The sequence below is a fragment of the Arcobacter sp. YIC-80 genome (assembly GCF_044841725.1).
In the GTDB taxonomy this organism is placed as follows: domain Bacteria; phylum Campylobacterota; class Campylobacteria; order Campylobacterales; family Arcobacteraceae; genus Arcobacter_B.
Map to the genome: position 1 here is coordinate 161,677 of NZ_JBJBSI010000006.1, position 18,774 is coordinate 180,450.

Below are 18,774 nucleotides of genomic sequence, written 5' to 3' on the forward strand. Positions count from 1 at the left end.
TTTATTTAAACTAAGTTAGAAGCCAGTATTTTTGCTTGTTTAAAATCCTTTTTCCCTGTTCCTAGTTTTGGAATTTCATCTACTATATAAATTGAACTTGGAATCATTAGTTTATTATCAAAAGAGCTGTTTATTTTTTGTTTTAGTTCATTTACAAACTCTTCATCTACATCTGAGATAAGCAAAACAATCTTTTCACCCTTTTTCTCATCTTCAATAGATGTTGCAATATAATCAACTAAACTATCCTCTGATAAATCTATTGCTTTAGAAATACCCTCTTCTATTGCTCCCATACTAACCATCTCACCACCAAGCTTTGCAAACCTTGAGTATCTATCTACAATAGTTAAGAAACCATGTTCATCAAGTTTTCCCTTATCTCCTGTAATATAATATGTTCTATTACCTATTTTTACTAAGACTTCTGATGTTTTTTGTTCATCTTTTAAATAACCTTTCATTACTTGAACACCTGAGATTACTATCATTCCTTCGCTTCCAACTTCAAGTTCAGTATAAGTATAAGGATCAACAATTTTAACACTAGTACCTGGTATTGGCATACCTACACTTCCTAATTTCTGTCCAACTTGAACACTATAATCAGGTGCTAAAAAATTTGGTAAGTTACAAGCAGCAACAGGTGTTGTTTCAGTAACTCCATACCCTTCTAATATATCTTTTCCAAATTTCTTTTTAAAATCCTCTCTAACATCAGCTCTTAACTTCTCAGCACCTGCAACTACCAGTCTTAAACTATCAAACATTAAAGGATGAACTTTAGGGTTTTTAGTATATAGTCTAAAGAAGGTAGATGTTCCTGTCATAATTGTTGCATTATATTTTGATACAAGTTTTCCTATGCCTAGACCATCTGTTGGATCTGGATGAGCTACACATTTAATTCCTTCAATTAAAGGTAAAAAAGTTGTAACTGTTATACCAAAAGCATGGAAAATTGGAAGAGATCCTACTATAATATCTTCTTTATCTGCATTTAAAATTGAGGCTATTTGTTGTGAATTACCTACAATATTATCACTTGAAAGTTCAATCCCTTTAGGTTCACCTTCACTTCCCGATGAAAATAAAATCACTACAGTATCATCTTTTTTTATCTTTTTTACATGAATAGCTTTTAAAATAAAACTAGGTAAAAATTTAACACTTATAAGCGTTAATAAACCTTTTAATTTTGAAATCTTAGGCTTTAAATCTTCAACATAAATCACATCAACTAATTCTAAAACCTCTTTTACTTCAATACCTTTACTTTCAAGTTTTTCTACAAACTTCTTTGAAGCAACTATAGTTTTTACTTCCGCTTTTTGAATAGCTTTTTTCAAAGACTCAATTTGAGCTGTATAATTTAAGTTTACAGCAGTTTTTCCCATCATCAAAATAGATGTATTTATAAACGCACCTGCTGCTGTTGAAGGTAATAATAAACCAATATTTTGACCCTTAATTCTTGGTTTTAGTAAATCTTTAAATAAAATAGAAACAGTTAAAAACTTATTTCCACTTAACTCTAAACCAGTTGAATCAGCAAAAATAAAATCACTTCCAACTTGTTTTAATCTATCAAAAATAGTTTCACTAATAGTATCAAGATTTTGGATATGTTCATTCCAAGCTTTTGTTGATAAAGCAATAACTTCATTTTTTACGCTTACAACATTTGCTTTGTGCTTTTTAATAGGCTTTGAAAATGAAACAGTTACAGTATTTGTTTTATATGAATTTTTATATTTTTTACTTGCTCTACTAAACATAGATTCCCAAAGACCTCTAATATAAAAAGATACAACACTTACATCATTTTGAGTCATTTCTAATATTTTTTCAAAGCCTTTTTTAAATTCACCTAGGTGACCATTTCTTGTTATAGAACCTTCTGGAAACAATACAACAACATGACCTTCATCTAATTGTTTAGCTATTTCTTTCATTGTAGATTTACTAGAAGCATTTGAAATTGGTATTGCATTAAATATTTTAAGTAACCAGTTTAGATACCATTTGTCATATATTGGTTTATGCATAACAAATCTAACTTCCCTTGGTGTAGACATTAAAATCACAGCCCAGTCAATCCATGAAACATGGTTTCCTAAAAGTAAAACTCCACCATTTGAAGGAATATTTTTAACTCCATTTACTTCAAGTTTATATTTTAATCCAACTACACTTTTTACAAATAAAAGTAACATTGATTGAGGCAGTTTAACTACTGTATAAACTGTTCCTATTATAGTAATTAACAAAATCAGATATATAGTATTTAAAGGATCTAAATTATATAAAGATACAATTGTAGTTAAACAAAGCATAAAAAACATTGCTAGGGAATGAAACCAATTATTACCAGCAAGAATTGTTCCTAAAACCCTTTTCTTAGCATTAAATTGTATTAAAGCATTTAAAGGAACTACAAACATTCCACCAAAAATACCAAATACTAAAAATGACATACTAAGCATAAAAGATGACTCAACAATAGTTGAAACATAAATCATAAAAGCCATACCAAAAGCTGATAAAGGAATAGTTCCAACTTCAATATAGTGTTTAGAAATTCTTGAATAAATTATAGAACCTATAGCAATACCAATTCCTGAAGCTGCTAAAACTGCATTTATTACAAATACATCTGTAACATCTAAATACTGTTTAGCATAAGATGGAAATACTGCCATTAAAGCCTGAGAAATACCCCAAAAAACTGATAATCCAATTACTGATAAAAAAATCACTTTATTTGAACTAATTGCTTTTATATTTTTTGATAAAAGTTTACCTTTAAATAGTTCTTGTTTATTTAAAGATAAAGAATCATTATTTTTATGGGAAGTGTTTACCTTTCTTAAAATAAATAAAGAAACAATCATTTCTAAAAAAGCTACGGGAACTATAAAATAAGTCAGAGTTTGAGTTGCTATTAAAAGCTCTTCTTTTGTCTTTAAAGTCTCTAAAGAGTTACTTACATAATAGCTTTCAAATATATAAGATCCACTAGCAATAGCAAATAAAATTGCTATAATAGACACAGCTTGTAGTGCTGAATTTCCACGTGCTAGATTCTTTTTTCCCCAAATATCTATAATAATTCCAAATTTTGCAGGAGAATAAATAGCACTTTGGGCAGCTAATAAAACTAAATTTATCATTGCCAAATAAAAATTACCACTTAAATAAGAAAATATCATAAGAACAGATAAAACAAAAGAAGAAATTGCCCCATAAATTAAAATATTTTTCTTATTATATTTATCAGATATAAAACCACTTACTGTAAATAAAAGTAAAAATGGCACTAAAATTAGAGCATTTATAATAGAAATCCAAACAACTTGAGTACTTCCATCAAATATCTTAAATGCAATATTTTGTAATAAGATCTTGTGAGAAACATCAACAATTACATTGCCAAAAACCACAAATAAAAAAGCGAATTTTATTAATATCAAATTATTAATACCTTTTGATAAACTACTCATTATATATCCTTTTTAAACTCTTCAATAGTTGATCTATTGAAAATATATGGTTTAAATGAATTTAAAATATCCAAAACCAAAATTTCTGGTAAAAACCCTGTTTTCTCTAAAACCTTAGAACTAAGTTCTCTTTCTAGCAGTGCAAGTTTTTTGCTTGTAGTTACATATTCATTTATAAGTTCAGATGAAATATCATATTTTCTTAACTCATTAAAAGTCTTGATTACTTCAACTTCTGTTTTAAAATAAATATCTTTTTTATCTACTAAATCTAAAGCTATCGCTTCTTCTAAGCTAAACTCTTCTAAGTCTTTTTGTGAAACTGGATTTTTTATCTCACTTGAAATCATTTGAATAGATTGAAGTATTAAATCTGCTCTATCATCAAAATTTATATTATAGTAATCAAATAGCTCTTTTATATAATCTATTGAAAAACTAAGATTATCTTTGAAATATTTAATCATATTTAAAACTGTGATTGTGATTTCTGGATAATACTTCATATTTTTAGAAGTATTTAAAGTATTTGGAAGTAAACCCTTTTTGTGATAAAAAGAGATTGTGTGATTACTTAAACCTGTTTGGTTTACAAGTTCACTCATTTTATAGTAGTTTTTATCATCTATAACTTTCATTTTTGTTCCTTAAGTAAAGAGTTAAACTCTGTACTTTTAATTTTATTTTGAAAGTATAGATAAATTAAATCAAAAAGTCAAGAGTACAACTCTTTACTTTTTGATTTTTATAAGATTTTCTAAGTCTTGTGTACTTGTAATTTCCTCTTTTACCCAAGGAATTAAAACTGTTTTATTTGAGAGTTCATTTTTAATCTTATTTATATAAGTTAATTCATTTAAACCTTTTTGACAAATAAGATTATTTGAACTGTTTGTTAGACTAAAACATCTATTTACAAGCCAAGCATAAGGTTTTATTTGGGCTCTTTGTAAATCCTCTTGTAAATCTTGTGCTTCATGTGTTGGTGTAGCTTCTGCTAAACTTGTTAGTAAAATTTTAGTAAACTTTTCGTCTTTTATTCTAGGAAGAAGATTTTTAAGAGCTTCACTCATATCATCTTTTGTGTTCTTTAACACTTCTTGATGATAAGCTTTTGAAGCATCTAATAAAAGTAAAGTATGTCCAGTAGGTGCTGTATCTAAAACAATAAATCTATCTTTTGCCCTATCAACTGTATTTGCAAAGGCTTCAAAAACTGCAATCTCTTCAATACAAGGTGAACTTAGCTCTTCTTTTAAAAGATCCATATCATCATCGCTTAAAATACCTTCATTTTTAGCTATTACATTATCAACATGTCTTTTTATTTCAACTTTAGGATCAATTCTCTCAATTTGAAGATTCTCATTTTCTTGCGTTATATACTCTAAGTGAGCTGCTGGGTCTGTTGTAGATAAAGTTACCTTATGTCCTCTTTTTGCTAGTTGAGAAGCGATTAATGAAGCCATTGTAGTTTTCCCAACTCCACCTTTACCCATAGTCATAATTAAACCTTTTTTATTGGCCTCAATATTTTCTAAAAGCTCATTAAACTCTAAAGTATTATCAAGTGTTGTTTTTAAGTGTTCATTTAACTCTTCTGATGAGTTTTCAAACTCTTTTGCTACTTCATTTTGACCTATTGCTTTTAAGCTTTGTATTCCAACTACACCATTTGGGTAAAAACCTATTTGTGTTTTTTCTAAATTTTTAAGATTAGTTGGTAAAAACTCAAAAGCTTTTTTAGATTTTTCCTCAAAAGCCTTTGCAATCTCATCATTATCATTTGAAGTAAACACTCCATTTATGATTAGATGTTGGTTTGTTAAGCCTTGATTTTTAAGTTCAACACTTGCATTTGAAGCTTCAATAAAAGATAACCTTTCAGCTCTTGAAACTAAAATAAGTAGAGTTTTACTCTCATCTTTTAGATTTTCAACCACACTATCATATAAATCTTTATAATCACTAAGACCAGAAACAGGCCCTAAACAAGAACTACCATTACTATTATGTTCAATAAAATCATTCCAAGCACTTGGAAGTTCTAAAAGTCTTAAAGTATGTCCTGTTGGTGCTGTATCTAAAACTATATGGTCGTACTCATTTATAATACTTTCATCTCCAACATATTTTGAGAACTCATTAAAACCTGCAATCTCAACAGTACAAGCACCACTTAACTGCTCTTCCATTTGCTGTATTGCTTCTTTTGGTAAAATTCCTCTATAAGGTCCTACGATTTTCTCTTTATACTCTTTTGCAGCGACTACTGGGTTTATGTTCATAGCATAAAGATTTTCAATACTTTTTACTTTTGTAGCACTTGAGCTTAAAGGTGTTTCTAAAACCTCATCAAGATTTGATGCAGGGTCAGTTGAGATTAAAAGTACTTTTTTCCCCTTAAGAGCTAAACTAACACTAATAGTACAAGACATAGATGTTTTACCAACCCCTCCTTTTCCTGTAAAGAAAAGGAATTTTGGTATTTTATTTATTAATTTTTCCATTTTTGACTATCTTAAAATTTTGCTACAAAAGAAGCAAGGCCAAGTTTTGAACTTAGTTCTGGAATTTGTGGATATTCACCTTTAAAAACTAATTCGTCATCAATAAAAAATAAAGGCAGATTATCAACACCCTCTTCATTTAGAATTCTAGCAACTTCTTTATTGCTTACATATTCTGCTGGTTCAGTTGTTAAACCATATCTTTTCACATCAAACTTTGATCTATCAAGTGATTTTAAAAAATTTGCTAGTTGAACTAACTTTGTATCCACATCAGTTCCACAAACTCCTGTAGGACAACACATTGCAGGGTCGTATATTTTTAATGTTTTCATTATTTTAAAGCCTCTATAACTTTTGGTAATAACACTTCTTCAATTTCAGCATATGTATCTTCAAATGCATCAAAACCTTTTCCATCTGGATCTTCAAATCCAACATGAATAACTTTAGTAGCTTTTGGGAACATTGGACAAGTCTCATTTGCATGGTCACAAACAGTTATTACTAAATCATACTCATTGTCAATTACTTTATCAATAGTTTTTGAGTGGTATTCATCTCTCCAAATTCCTTTTTGTGTTAATAACTCTTGTGCATTTGGGTTTACTCTTCCACTTGCTCTTACACCACTTGAATCAGAACTAATACCATCTAATTTTGCGTTTATTAATGCTTCTGCAATAATACTTCTACACGAATTTCCTGTACATAAAATTAAAACTTTTTTTTCCATAATACTTATCTTCCTTTATATTAAAATTTAAAAAATAGCTAGTGTTAATAATACTATCAATAACACAGGTGGTGTTATGATTAGACCAAACTTACTATATTGAGCAAACGAGATATTCACACCTTTTTTAGCTAAAACATGAAGCCAAAGAAGAGTTGCCAGTGAACCAAAAGGTGTCATTTTAGGCCCTAAGTTACAACCAATAATATTTGCATAAGCTAAGGCATGATTAACATTTTCACCCATGTTATCTAAAGCTATATCCATAATCATAACTGTTGGCATATTGTTCATAATAGCACTTAAAAATGCTGATAAAAATCCTGTTGCTACGATAGCAAAAGTATCACCTCTTAAAGCAAAATCATGAAGAAGAACCGTTAAATAATCAGTTAAACCTTCATTTTTAAGTCCATAAACAACAATATATAAACCTATACTAAACCATACAACTTGCCAAGGCGCTTCTTTGATAATATGTTTTGGTTCTACTGATTTCAAAGCAGTTGCTATAAGTAAAAATATAACTCCTCCACCAAGAGCAAAAACAGCTACTGGTAAATCATAAGCATCTCCTACAAAGTATCCAACTAAAAGTAAAGCTAAAAATACCCATGAAAGTTTAAACATTCTTTCATCTTTTATAGCAGAACTAGGTTCTTTTAAAAGTGAAATATCAACTTGCTTTGGAATATCTTTTCTTAAAATCAACCATAAGAAGAAAATTGAAGCAATAACACTTACAATATAAGGAATTATCATATTTACCATATAGTCAGCAAAACCTATATCAAAATAGTTTGCAGTTACAATATTTGTAAGGTTTGAGAAAACAAGAGGTAAAGAAGCACTATCAGAAATAAATCCACCTGCTAATAAAAATGCAATAATTGATTTCATATTTAACTGTAAAATTCTCATCTTAGCAAGTAAAATAGGAGTTAAAATAAGTGCCGCCCCATCATTTGCAAAAAGTGCAGAAACAAAAGCTCCTAGTAAAATAGAATAAACAAACATTTTCATTCCACTACCATTTGAGAATTTTGCCATTTTTAATGCACACCATTCAAAGAAGCCAATCTCATCTAAAACCATAGATAAAATAATAATACCTATAAAAGACAAAGTCGCATCCCAAACTATATCAGTTACAACCCAAACATCAGAGAGTGAAACAACACCTAATAAAAGTGCAACTATTGCACCAATAACAGCCGTTGTTCCAATTTGAAGATTTTTTGGTTGCCATATTACAAAAATAAGTGTAATAATAAATATACTACTTGCTAAAAACATATAAATCCTAAACTATTTTAATTTTATATATCAAGATATATTGATGTATAATTCTATAAAAAAAGAGTAACACCTTGGTTACTCTTCCATTTCTTGAACTTCTGGTTTTAAAGTATAGATAAAAGTATCTACTTCTAACTCATCATACCTTTCAACCGTAACTTCTTTTCTTAAAAACTCATCACCTTCAAACTCATCTAAATAATCCCAATTATCGATTAGATTATCAGAATAAAATAAGTACCCGTGAATAGTATCATTTCCAGCTTCTAAATTAATTCCTGGATAACCCATAGAAGCTGACCAACCTGCATCTATTAGTTTTCCTTTTACAGTTGCTGGAACAAATTTACCTACAATATTTTCTAAAACATGTCCATTTGGACAGTTTGGCATAAGTGTTCCGTAAACAAAAAGTGTTTCTTTCATTAACTACAAGCCTTTACTAAATTTGGTAATTGAATATCTAAAGTCATAATCTCTTTAATAGCATGGCTTCTAAATTCATCAAGGGGAGTTCTTACACTATAATAAGCCCATCTTCCTTGTCTATCAACTCTTAAAAAGCCTGCTTCTTTCAAAATCTTTAAATGCCTAGATAATCTTGATTGAATCATATCAAAAGAGTGTTCTAAATCACAAACACAACAAGAACCATGAATATTTATAAATTTAAGTAGTTTTACTCTTGTTTCATCATTTAAAGCTGAAACTGTTTTTAAAAAAATATCCATACACTTCCTTTGATTTTTGAAAGTATATCATAATATTTTGGATACATCAAGATATGTTGATATATCGATAAGAAAAGTATTTTTATCTACTCTTCTTTATCCTTTTGAAAACTTTCAAGACCAAACTCTTTATTTTTATATCTTCTTTGTAAAGCTTCTTTATAAGAAGATGATAACTCCTTACATTCTAAAATTTTTCTAATATCTTCTTGATGTTCTTTTGCATTATAATAACACTTATTCACATACTCAATATTTATGTCTTTATTTGTTCTATTTAGCAAGATAAACTCATCATCTTTTGAGATTTTACCTTCTTTTATTACTCGTAAATAAAAACCACTTTTACCCTCTTTTACTATTAAAGCTGTTAGTTTTTTTATTCCTAAAATACTTGAGATTAACCAACAAGGCTCTCTTGGTTGAGTTATTTCAAAAATAGCCTCTCCACAAGAAAATCTATCTCCAATACAAAAATCTTTATCTTCACATCCAAGTAGAGTTATATTCTCTCCCAAGGCACAAGTTGGAAACTCAATACCGTGCACTTCTTTAAAAAAATCGTATGCTCCTTGTGTATATATACAAATAGCTTTATCAACTCCTCCATGATTTTCTTTATCACTTTGATTATCTTCTTCTAAACCCAATTTATTTACATATTGAGCTTTATTTATTGATTTTTTATGATAAGAAGTTTTATATACTTTTTCTTTTCTTTTATGCTCTTGTTCTTTTCCAGTATAAATATCTTTTATTTTATAACTTAACAATTACTATCCTTTTAAAAACTGAACAATTAATGGTAAAAATACTGCTGTTAATATACCACTTAAACCCATTGCCAAAGCTGAGAAAGCCGCTGCTTTTTCACTTATTTCAACTGCTCTTGCTGTTCCTATTCCATGAGAAACTACACCTAAGGCAAAGCCTTTTGAAGTATCATGTTTTATCTTTATTATTTTAAAAATAAAAGTTCCTAAAAGAGCTCCTATTATTCCTGTAATAAGTACAAAACCTACTGCAAGCGAAGGAATAGCTCCTATTTGCTCGCTAGTAATAATAGCAATAGGAGCAGTAATAGACTTTGTTGTCATTGATAAAATAGTTGGCATATTTGCATCTAAAACCCATAATAATAAAACAGCTATTAAAATAGAAAAAACTCCTGCAACAACTAAAGTGATCATTATTGGTAAAAACAAAGACTTTATATGTTTAAGATTATTGTATAAAGGCAATGCTAGTGCAACTGTTGCTGGCCCTAAAAAAAAGTGAATTATCTCAACACCTTTAAAATACTCTTCATAAGAAACTCCTGTTATAAATAATACAGTTATGATTATAAAATATGAAATAATAATTGGTTGTAATAAAGTATGCTTATTAAATCTTTCATATATTATTATTCCAATCTTAAAAGAACCAAGAGTTAAAATCAACCAAATAAGTGTTGAGTCTGATATATATTGTATTAATGCGTCTATATTCATTTTTTACTCTCTTGTCTTATAGTTAAATAATCCATTAATTTAGCACAAAAGGCTAGTGCTATAATAGTTCCTAGAAATAGTGCAATAGCAATAGCCCAAAACTCTTTTGAGATAATATCGATTTGAGTTACAATCCCCATAGCAGCTGGTATAAAAAGCATTGGTAAATATCTTAAGTGAATAAAAACTGCATTATCTAAACTTTTAAAACTTGATTTTCTAATCATTAAAAATATAAGTAGTAAGACCATTCCTATTACAGGACCTGGGATAAGTAAATCAAAAAGCTTTACTATACATTCACCTAAAAACTGAAAAACTAAAAGTGTAATAATTCCTTTTAACATTATAATTCCTTAAAAAAATGAAAGTATACTCCAATATAGACATTTTGTCAATTTTATTTAACATATAGACACTTTGTATTTTAAAGCTCTTTATTGTATTATATTTTATGAATAAAATTTTAAAAACATTTACCCCTTTATGTGACTCAATAGGAAAGCTTTTTTATCCAAATGTGGAAGTTGTACTTCATGACTTAGAAACTCAAAAATTAGTGCATATAGTAAACCCTTTTTCAAAAAGAGAAATTGGTGATGAGATGCTAAATGATGTAAAAGATTTTGAATCTATAAAAGAAGATATAGTTGGTCCTTATAATAAAACAAATATTGATGGTGCAAAACTAAAAAGTGTCTCAACACTTCTAAGAGATACAAATAATAAACCAATAGGTATAATTTGTATAAACTTTAAAGTAGAAGTTTTTGAAAAAATGTACGACTCTTTAAAAATGCTTTTAAATATTGAAGAAACTAAAACTCAACCACAAACTATTTTCTCCCAAGACTGGAAAGAACATACTCACAATACCATCAACAAATTTTTAAAACAGCAAAACTTAGAGCTTAGTGATCTAAAAATAAAAGAGAAAAAAGAGTTGATTTTATACCTAAATAAAGAAGGTATTTTCTCTATTAGAAATGTAGTAAGCTATTTATGTGAAGTTTTAGATATTTCAAGAGCAACTATTTATAAGTGGCTAAAAGAGGATAAATAGTAAAGCGTAAGCTTTACTATTATGATTTAAAAAGTTGATAGATTGAAGAGAAATCTTCATCACCTTTACCCATCATTTTCATTTTTGAGAATAGCTCTTTTGGCATAGCTGCACTATAAAGTGGCTTTTGCATAGAGTATGCTAAATCCTGTAATAAGTGTAAATCTTTATTTATTGCATCATTTGAGAAATGTGCTGAAAAATCTTCATCTATTAGTTTTTGTTTTTTGGCATTTAAAACAAGTGATGTCCCACCACCTACACCTAAAATATCTAAAGCTTTTGATTTATCTATATCACAATCTTGAGCTAAAGATGTACACTCAGCAATTGTTGCCATAAATGAACCTAAACAAAGATTGTTTATAAGTTTCATTTTTGTAGCAGATGTAGGTTTTCCTAAAAAGAAAATCTCTTTTCCAAACTTTTCTAAAAGTGGTTTTACTTCATTAAACACTTCTTCTTTTCCAGATGCTACTAAAGTTAAAGCTCCTACAAGTGCTGGTGCTACACTTCCAAATACTGGATTTTCAAGATATTTTCCACCTGCATTTTGCACATCTTCATGAAACCTTAGAACATCTTCATAGTGATTTGTAGATAAATCAATAATTGTTTTACCTTTTACTTCATCACATAAAAGTCCATTTTCACCATTTAAAATATTATCAACAGCAGGAGAATCAAATAAACATAAAAAAACTACATCACATTTTTTTAATAAATCTTTTGGAGTATCAACTACTTCATAACCTAAGTTCTCAACTTTTGATTTTGTTCTATTGTAAACTACAAGTTCTTCGCCCATATCAGTTAATCTTGTAGCAATTGCTCTTCCTAAATTACCAAGCCCAATAAATCCTATTGGCATATTTACCCTTTATTTTTTACAATGATTATATACAACAAGAGACTTTTTGTCAATATATAGACATTTTGTATTCTGTTTATTTTATGTTATAGTAAATTACAAAGGATACTCATGGCAAATATTACAAATAAGTTAAATAAATATGATATAGATTTTATAAATCAACAAAAAATGTTTTTTGTATCAACTGCACCCAAAGAAGGTAAGATAAATCTATCCCCTAAAGGATTAGATGATACTTTTAAAATAATAAATGAAAATAAGATTTTATGGTTAAACTATTTTGGTAGTGGCAATGAAACAGCGGCACACTTACTTGAAGATGATAGAATGACTATTATGTTTTGTGCCTTTGAAAATGAAGCAAATATTTTAAGACTTTATTGTAAAGCAAAAGCTATACAAGAAAAAGATAAACAATGGAATGAATATATCTCACATTTTCCAATACAAAGAGCAGCCAGACAAGTTTTTGAAGTAACTATTGAAGCTGTAAATAACTCATGCGGAATGGGTGTACCTTTATATGATTATGTAGATCAAAGAACAGAACTTACAGAATTTTATGATAATTCATCAAAAGAAGATCATATAGCTTATATGAAGAAAAAGAATCAAATAAGTTTTGATGGAAAAGAAACTAAACTTTTTGAAGATTAAGTAAAGATGGGCATTCTGCCCATCTTTTAAAATTAGTTTTTAAAATCAGCTACGATATTAGCTTTTAGTTTGTCAATAGTAAATCCAAACTCTTCGAATAAGTCGCCAGCAGGTCCTGATGCACCAAATGTATCCATTCCAAATACAACATCAGCAAATCTGTAGTACTCTAATCCTCTTGCAGCTTCAACAGCATATACTTTAGTATTTTTATCAATTACTTGATCAATATACTCTTTATCTTGTTCAATAAATAAATCATAACAAGGAACAGAAACAATATTTGCATAAATTCCTTCTTTTTCTAATTGACAAGCTGTTTGTAATGCTAACATAAGCTCAGAACCAGAAGCCATAATTGTAATATTTGCATTATCTCTTTTTTTAAGTAAGTAAGCACCATTTGAAACTTCACCAAAGGCTTTTTCATCTTTTAATACTCTTAATTTTTGTCTTGAACAAACAAATGCAGTTGGTGCTGACATTTTAAGTGCTGTTTTCCATGCTTCTACATTTTCAGTTGCATCAGCTGGTCTAAATGTATAGAAGTTTGGTAATGCTCTAAACTGTGATAAATGCTCAATTGGTTGGTGAGTTGGTCCATCTTCACCTACACCAATAGAATCATGTGTCCAAATAAAGTGTTGTGGAATTCCTGCTAATGCTGCAATTCTAGCACTTGGTTTTAAATAGTCAGAGAATACAAAGAATGTAGCAGAATAAACTCTAAATAATCCATATAAATTCATAGCATTTGAGATAGCTGCCATTGCGTGTTCTCTAATACCAAAGTGAATATTTCTTCCTGATGGGAAATCACCCATATCTTTTAATTCAGTTTTATTTGATGGCCCTAAGTCAGCTGAACCACCTAAGAATCCTGGAACAGCTTTTGCGATTGCATTTAAGATTTTACCATTTGAATCTCTTGTTGCAACATCAGAATCAGCTTCAAATGTTGGATATTCTACTGCATCAAAATTAGGGTTTTGTAATTCTTCAATTTTAGCTTTTGCTTCAGCAGATAAAGAGTCATTCCATTCATTTTCAGCAATAGAACCTTTGATTAATTTATCAAATGCACCTTTTACTTCTGCTGGAACATGGAAAGTTTCATCAGGATTAAAACCTGCTTTTTTCTTAGAAGCTGCAATATCATCTTCACCCAATGGTGCTCCATGAGAATGATGACTTCCTTCTAAAGTTGCAGATCCCTTAGCAATTGCAGTTTTAGCAATAACTAATACAGGTTTAGTAGCATCTTTTGCACTTACTAACGCTTTATCAATTTGGTCAAAATTATGTCCATCAATTTCAATTACTTCAAAATCAATACCTTGGAATCTTTTCTTAACATTTTCAGACCAAGCAATAGAAGTATCACCTTCAATTGTAATTGAGTTAGAATCGTAAATAATAACTAAGTTATTTAAATTTAAGTGTCCTGCTGTTGAACATGCTTCATAAGAAATACCTTCTTGTAAATCCCCATCTCCACATAAACAATAAACTTTATGATTAATTACTTCTTTTCCTAATACATTTTGTGCATATTTAGCAGCCATTGCAAAACCAACTGAATTGGCAATACCTTGACCTAAAGGTCCAGTTGTAATTTCAATACCATGAGTATGTCCATATTCTGGATGTCCTGGTGTTTTAGAGTGAGTTTGTCTAAAGTTTTTCATATCATTTATAGAAACATCAAATCCCCATAAATGTAATAATGAATATACTAATCCAGTAGCATGACCACCTGAGAACACTAATCTATCTCTGTTAAGCCATTTATCATTTGCTGGGTTTAAGTTTAAATGATTACTTAAAACTGTAGCAATATCAGCTAGACCCATTGGTGCACCTGGGTGTCCTGAATTTGCTTTTTGAACCATATCAGCAGCTAAAAATCTAATCGTATCAGCTTGTTTTTGCAATAGTTGTTTTGACATAATTATCCTAATTTGTAAAATGAAGTTTTCTTGTAAGTCGTGATTATATCTAAATTTATTTAAATAAAATTTGAAGCAAGGTATTTATAGTTTTGGAATACTTATAACAAATAATGCACCATCTTCTTTATTTTCCACTTCTAGCTTACCATTCATATTATTTTCTATAATAAGTTTTGACATAAAAAGTCCTATTCCTGAGCCATTTGCTTTTTCATAAGTAAAGAATGGATCAAAAACTTTTTCAATAGGTTTTACTTTTATTCCACCTGCGTTATCGTGAATAGAAGTAATTACCAAACCATCTTTTTCTTCAATTATTATATCAATTTTAGGATTAACGATTTTTCTTTGGACTAATACATCTTTTGCATTATTTATTATATTTATTAAAGCTTGTGAGTATTCATTTTTATATGCTAAAATTGTAGGATTTTTTTTGATAATTATTTCAAGGTGTATATTATGTGCTTTTAATCCACCATTTATAATATTAATTGTTGAATTAATCTGTTGAAGTATTTTAAACTTCATTTTTTCTTTATCTTTTGAGAAGAAATTTCTAAAGTCATCAATAGTTGATGACATATATTTAGTAATGTCATTTAATTTTGTTATTGACTCTTGTAACTCTTCATTTTCTATAGGTAAATTCATTTTTAACTTCGCCTCTATTGGTAAAAAAAGAGATGTAATCTCCATCAAAGGTTGCCTCCACTGATGAGAAATATTTGCTAACATTTCTCCCATTGAAGCCATTTTAGCTTGTCTAAATAATAATTCATCTTTTTTTCTATTTTTTTCAAGTTCAACTTTAATTCTTTTTTCAAGCTCTTTATTATGTTCTTCAAGTTCTAAAAAATCTTCAAGTTTTGTCTGTCTCATATATTGCTATCTTCAATTAGGATTTAAAGATAAATAGGAGACCTATTTATCTTTATTTATTAAATATCAGGATTTATTTCTATTTCATCATCAATTAATATTTTAACCGTAGAGTTAGCTCCTACTCCTGTATAAACATTATAGCTAGCTCCATCTAACTCTTCTTTTCCTGAATTTGTCCACTCATTACTTGTATCTAAATCCACTTTATCAGAGTTATCACCTTTAATAATTAATTGATTATCTTCATCAACTAAATCAATTACTTCATCTAAATCAATATCTAGTTTATCTGCTATATTGTTTGTTGCATCAATAATATTAGAACCATCTTCACTTCTTATAAGTTTTGATAAATCAACATCAGTTGTTGTAAACCATACATCCTCAGTCATAATTTCAGAACCATCTGCTTTAGTAGCAACTGATTCCATGTGCATTTTACCATCTGCTCCTGTTGTCTCAGTCATTTGTGTAGAGATTGAAGTAATTTCTAACTCATTAAGAGTTTTCATTTCACCATCTTCAACTTTTGCATCTCCATCATCAACCCAAACATTTAAACCATCTAACTCTTCACCTGTTAATACACCATCATTATTTGAATCAAGAAGAGCAAGTTTTTCATATCCATTTGCATATTTTCCATCTTCTTCTCCAAATAGTCTAGATCCATTCATATCATTTGCAGCATTACCATCTCTATTATCAACTAATAAACCATCTCCTGCACCATCTAACCATTCAATATTATCAAGTTTACCATCACCATCAATATCAAACTCTACTGTTGCTCCAATTTCGTTACTAATTCCTTTATCAATTGATGAAGTTTCACCTGTAACACCAATTTCTCCATCCCCAGTTAAATCTAAGGTAATTGGAGAAACTCTAAATACAGAAGTTCTATCATGAATATTTACATTATTGTAATTTGAATTATAGTTTATATCATCTACATTATTTCCTGTAATATTTGTAATTCTCATGCTTAAATTTTCAACATATTCATTACCTGCTGTACTTGAATGAAGATTATTATCTGTTGTTATTTTTTCATTCCATGTCTGAACTTCAAAATACTTAGAACTAGATTCTCCAGCTTTAATTAAAACAGAAACAACTCCACCATGTTGAACTACTCCATCTTTTTCAACGGTATAATCCCAAGTTGCATAATCAGGTCCAACTTGTGGTCTATTTCCTGATGATACAGAAGTTCCATTTGGAACTTTATCATGGATAATTTCAATAACTTGTCCATATCCATTTCTTATATCATAATATCCACCCCACATAATATCTTGATTTTGTTGTTCCCAACCATTAGCATCAACTCTTTTTGCAGAGCCATCATATACTTGAACAGTAACCCATGTATCTTGTGTAACTGCATTATCTAATTGTACATTGTACCAACCACTGTTACCTTCTGCAATATCTCTTGTACCAGTTAAAGTAGCATTAATAGGATCATTTGGATTAACTGTTATATCAACTCTTGCTGTATCAAAACCACCATTACCATCACTAATTTTATATTCAAAATAATCATTACCATCATAACCACTTGTTGGATTATAAGTAATAGTCTTATCTGGATTAATAACTACTGTTCCATGACCTGGTTGGTTAACTATTGAATGAATCGTTAATACATCACCATCAACATCACTATCATTTGTTAATACATTTATCTTAACTGAACCATTTTCTTGTACTGTTTTTATATCATTCACTGCAACAGGGTCATCATTTTGAGGATTCACTGTTAATGAAACCGTTGCTGTATCTGTGCTACCATCTTCATCTGTAATAGTATATGTAAAACTATCTGAACCAGTATAATCTTTTGCTGGAGTATATTTTACTGTACCATCATTATTGATTAAAACCATTCCATGTACTGGTTGAGTAACAGAAGTAACTCTTAAATCTGCTCTAGCTGTTTCAATATCACTATCATTTGATAAAACATTTATGTTAACTTCTTGATCTTCATTTAGCACTTTTATATCATTTACTGCAATTGGTTTATCATTTTGTGAGTTTACATCAACTGTAACAGTTGCTGTATCAAATCCACCTTTTCCATCTGAAATAGTATATGTAAAGCTATCTGCTCCATTATAATCTTGATTTGGAGTATAAGTAACTGTACCATCACTATTAATTTCAACTGTACCATGAGCTGCTTGTGTAACAGAATTAATACTTAAAGTATCACCATCTAAGTGAGTATCATTAGCTAAAACACCAATAACAATTGCTTGGTCTTCATTAGTTGTTACATTATCATTTACAGCATCAGGATTATCATTTTTATGAATACAAGATTTTGTATTCATATCAAATGAAACTGTTGACTCATTAGATTCTGCATTATTTGAATCAATTGCTATATAATCAAATGAATCGTCAACTTTATAATCCACATTCATATATTGAACTGAGAAATTAGAATTTACATTTGCTGTTGTTGTAAATTCAATTGAATCAAACTCAACATTTACTTCAAATGAGTTTGTTGTAGCATTTGAATCATCTGTACTTTGTTTTACATCCCCTTGTGCAACTAACACTCCATCTTTATATGCTTCCCAATGAGCATAAGCATCTTGTGATGCACCTGGTGTAAAATGACTACCTAAAGAAGCTAATCCAAATTCTGCATTTGTTACTACTTTTTTAAACTCTACTACTAATTTTTCATTTCCATCTAATTCTATTTGATCATCATCTGTTGAACCTACAACACCTAGTCCTAATCCATCATGATGATTATTGTTATTTTCACTTGCAAAGCCTACTTCACCTAAAACATCATTACTATATGCTTTAATTACTGCATTTCCATCATCTGTTGTAAGAACTCCATTATCCATAGTTCCCCACTCATCTATTGTACCTGTATCAGTAGTTGTTCCATATAGTGTATCTGCTTGATTTGCATTTGGTGTATATTTAATAGTCGTTGTTTCATCATATATATCACCAACTTGTACAGGATTTCCATTTACTGTTAATACTCCATCCTCTGGTAATGAAGTTATTTTTACTTTTACTATTGTTGA

17 protein-coding genes are annotated in these 18,774 nt (G+C 29.1%); 2 read left to right on the forward strand and 15 right to left on the reverse strand.

Features of this window, described 5'->3' with window-relative positions; translation table 11 throughout:
• Positions 1 to 5: 5 nt before the first annotated feature.
• The 11 genes from ACH5BK_RS09830 to ACH5BK_RS09880 all read right to left on the reverse strand — a co-directional run bounded on the left by ACH5BK_RS09830 (position 6) and on the right by ACH5BK_RS09880 (position 10,619).
• On the reverse strand, positions 6 to 3,503 hold the full coding sequence (locus tag ACH5BK_RS09830; RefSeq protein WP_404306881.1) for an acyl-[ACP]--phospholipid O-acyltransferase: 3,498 nt from the start codon (positions 3,501 to 3,503) through the stop codon (positions 6 to 8).
• Positions 3,503 to 4,141, reverse strand: a complete 639-nt coding sequence (locus ACH5BK_RS09835; protein ID WP_404306883.1) for a MerR family transcriptional regulator — start codon at positions 4,139 to 4,141, stop codon at positions 3,503 to 3,505. The genes ACH5BK_RS09830 and ACH5BK_RS09835 overlap by 1 nt, the downstream gene beginning before the upstream one ends.
• Positions 4,142 to 4,234: 93 nt before the next feature.
• Positions 4,235 to 6,013 carry an arsenical pump-driving ATPase gene (arsA, locus tag ACH5BK_RS09840; RefSeq protein WP_404306885.1) on the reverse strand — a complete coding sequence of 593 codons (1,779 nt, stop codon included), beginning with the start codon at positions 6,011 to 6,013 and terminating at the stop codon, positions 4,235 to 4,237.
• An 11-nt stretch (positions 6,014 to 6,024) separates the two neighbouring features.
• Positions 6,025 to 6,348, reverse strand: coding sequence for an arsenite efflux transporter metallochaperone ArsD (arsD, locus tag ACH5BK_RS09845; protein ID WP_404306887.1), 324 nt, complete (start codon positions 6,346 to 6,348; stop codon positions 6,025 to 6,027).
• Entirely contained in the window at positions 6,348 to 6,749 is a 402-nt protein-coding gene (locus ACH5BK_RS09850; protein WP_404306889.1) for an arsenate reductase ArsC, read from the reverse strand. Before ACH5BK_RS09850 ends, arsD begins: the two co-directional genes overlap by 1 nt.
• A 27-nt stretch (positions 6,750 to 6,776) precedes the next feature.
• A complete protein-coding gene (locus ACH5BK_RS09855) occupies positions 6,777 to 8,045 on the reverse strand; it encodes an arsenic transporter (RefSeq protein ID WP_404306891.1) in 1,269 nt (422 codons plus the stop codon).
• 78 nt (positions 8,046 to 8,123) lie between these two features.
• Complete coding sequence (locus tag ACH5BK_RS09860; RefSeq protein WP_404306893.1) at positions 8,124 to 8,474, reverse strand: gamma-glutamylcyclotransferase; 351 nt, start codon at positions 8,472 to 8,474, stop codon at positions 8,124 to 8,126.
• Positions 8,474 to 8,779: an ArsR/SmtB family transcription factor gene (locus ACH5BK_RS09865; RefSeq protein ID WP_404306895.1), complete on the reverse strand. Its 306-nt coding sequence runs from the start codon at positions 8,777 to 8,779 to the stop codon at positions 8,474 to 8,476. The genes ACH5BK_RS09860 and ACH5BK_RS09865 overlap by 1 nt, the downstream gene beginning before the upstream one ends.
• 86 nt (positions 8,780 to 8,865) lie before the next feature.
• A complete protein-coding gene (locus ACH5BK_RS09870) occupies positions 8,866 to 9,552 on the reverse strand; it encodes an MOSC domain-containing protein (protein WP_404306897.1) in 687 nt (228 codons plus the stop codon).
• A gap of 3 nt (positions 9,553 to 9,555) precedes the next feature.
• Entirely contained in the window at positions 9,556 to 10,272 is a 717-nt protein-coding gene (locus tag ACH5BK_RS09875; protein WP_404306899.1) for an LrgB family protein, read from the reverse strand.
• On the reverse strand, positions 10,269 to 10,619 hold the full coding sequence (locus ACH5BK_RS09880) for a CidA/LrgA family protein (RefSeq protein ID WP_404306901.1): 351 nt from the start codon (positions 10,617 to 10,619) through the stop codon (positions 10,269 to 10,271). The genes ACH5BK_RS09875 and ACH5BK_RS09880 overlap by 4 nt, the downstream gene beginning before the upstream one ends.
• A gap of 107 nt (positions 10,620 to 10,726) precedes the next feature.
• On the opposite strand from ACH5BK_RS09880, the gene ACH5BK_RS09885 reads away from it, so the two are divergent.
• Positions 10,727 to 11,335: a transcriptional regulator gene (locus ACH5BK_RS09885; protein ID WP_404306903.1), complete on the forward strand. Its 609-nt coding sequence runs from the start codon at positions 10,727 to 10,729 to the stop codon at positions 11,333 to 11,335.
• 19 nt (positions 11,336 to 11,354) lie between these two features.
• Here ACH5BK_RS09885 and ACH5BK_RS09890 read toward each other — a convergent pair whose 3' ends face one another.
• The gene (locus ACH5BK_RS09890) at positions 11,355 to 12,206 is read right to left on the reverse strand and encodes an NAD(P)-dependent oxidoreductase (protein WP_404306905.1); all 852 of its coding nucleotides are present in this window, start codon (positions 12,204 to 12,206) and stop codon (positions 11,355 to 11,357) included.
• 111 nt (positions 12,207 to 12,317) lie between these two features.
• Here ACH5BK_RS09890 and ACH5BK_RS09895 point away from each other — a divergent pair, with 111 nt between their 5' ends.
• On the forward strand, positions 12,318 to 12,866 hold the full coding sequence (locus tag ACH5BK_RS09895; protein WP_404306907.1) for a pyridoxamine 5'-phosphate oxidase family protein: 549 nt from the start codon (positions 12,318 to 12,320) through the stop codon (positions 12,864 to 12,866).
• A 32-nt stretch (positions 12,867 to 12,898) separates the two neighbouring features.
• Here ACH5BK_RS09895 and tkt read toward each other — a convergent pair whose 3' ends face one another.
• From tkt to ACH5BK_RS09910, 3 genes are all read right to left on the reverse strand, one after another.
• Positions 12,899 to 14,815, reverse strand: a complete 1,917-nt coding sequence (gene tkt / locus ACH5BK_RS09900; protein ID WP_404306909.1) for a transketolase — start codon at positions 14,813 to 14,815, stop codon at positions 12,899 to 12,901.
• Between the two features lie 84 nt (positions 14,816 to 14,899).
• Positions 14,900 to 15,700: a sensor histidine kinase gene (locus ACH5BK_RS09905; RefSeq protein WP_404306911.1), complete on the reverse strand. Its 801-nt coding sequence runs from the start codon at positions 15,698 to 15,700 to the stop codon at positions 14,900 to 14,902.
• A gap of 59 nt (positions 15,701 to 15,759) precedes the next feature.
• A partial coding sequence (locus ACH5BK_RS09910; protein ID WP_404306913.1) for an Ig-like domain-containing protein occupies positions 15,760 to 18,774 on the reverse strand: 3,015 nt, incomplete at its 5' end.

Excerpts from the sequence above, each read along its gene's own strand:
- ACH5BK_RS09835 (WP_404306883.1), bottom strand. The coding sequence starts at position 4,141 with ATGAAAGTTATAGATGATAAAAACTACTATAAAATGAGTGAACTTGTA.
- ACH5BK_RS09875 (WP_404306899.1), bottom strand. The coding sequence starts at position 10,272 with ATGAATATAGACGCATTAATACAATATATATCAGACTCAACACTTATT.
- ACH5BK_RS09880 (WP_404306901.1), bottom strand. The coding sequence starts at position 10,619 with ATGTTAAAAGGAATTATTACACTTTTAGTTTTTCAGTTTTTAGGTGAA.
- ACH5BK_RS09850 (WP_404306889.1), bottom strand. The coding sequence starts at position 6,749 with ATGGAAAAAAAAGTTTTAATTTTATGTACAGGAAATTCGTGTAGAAGT.
- arsA (WP_404306885.1), bottom strand. The coding sequence starts at position 6,013 with ATGGAAAAATTAATAAATAAAATACCAAAATTCCTTTTCTTTACAGGA.
- ACH5BK_RS09860 (WP_404306893.1), bottom strand. The coding sequence starts at position 8,474 with ATGAAAGAAACACTTTTTGTTTACGGAACACTTATGCCAAACTGTCCA.
- ACH5BK_RS09865 (WP_404306895.1), bottom strand. The coding sequence starts at position 8,779 with ATGGATATTTTTTTAAAAACAGTTTCAGCTTTAAATGATGAAACAAGA.
- ACH5BK_RS09890 (WP_404306905.1), bottom strand. The coding sequence starts at position 12,206 with ATGCCAATAGGATTTATTGGGCTTGGTAATTTAGGAAGAGCAATTGCT.
- ACH5BK_RS09830 (WP_404306881.1), bottom strand. The coding sequence starts at position 3,503 with ATGAGTAGTTTATCAAAAGGTATTAATAATTTGATATTAATAAAATTC.
- tkt (WP_404306909.1), bottom strand. The coding sequence starts at position 14,815 with ATGTCAAAACAACTATTGCAAAAACAAGCTGATACGATTAGATTTTTA.
- arsD (WP_404306887.1), bottom strand. The coding sequence starts at position 6,348 with ATGAAAACATTAAAAATATACGACCCTGCAATGTGTTGTCCTACAGGA.
- ACH5BK_RS09895 (WP_404306907.1), top strand. The coding sequence starts at position 12,318 with ATGGCAAATATTACAAATAAGTTAAATAAATATGATATAGATTTTATA.
- ACH5BK_RS09855 (WP_404306891.1), bottom strand. The coding sequence starts at position 8,045 with ATGTTTTTAGCAAGTAGTATATTTATTATTACACTTATTTTTGTAATA.
- ACH5BK_RS09885 (WP_404306903.1), top strand. The coding sequence starts at position 10,727 with ATGAATAAAATTTTAAAAACATTTACCCCTTTATGTGACTCAATAGGA.
- ACH5BK_RS09905 (WP_404306911.1), bottom strand. The coding sequence starts at position 15,700 with ATGAGACAGACAAAACTTGAAGATTTTTTAGAACTTGAAGAACATAAT.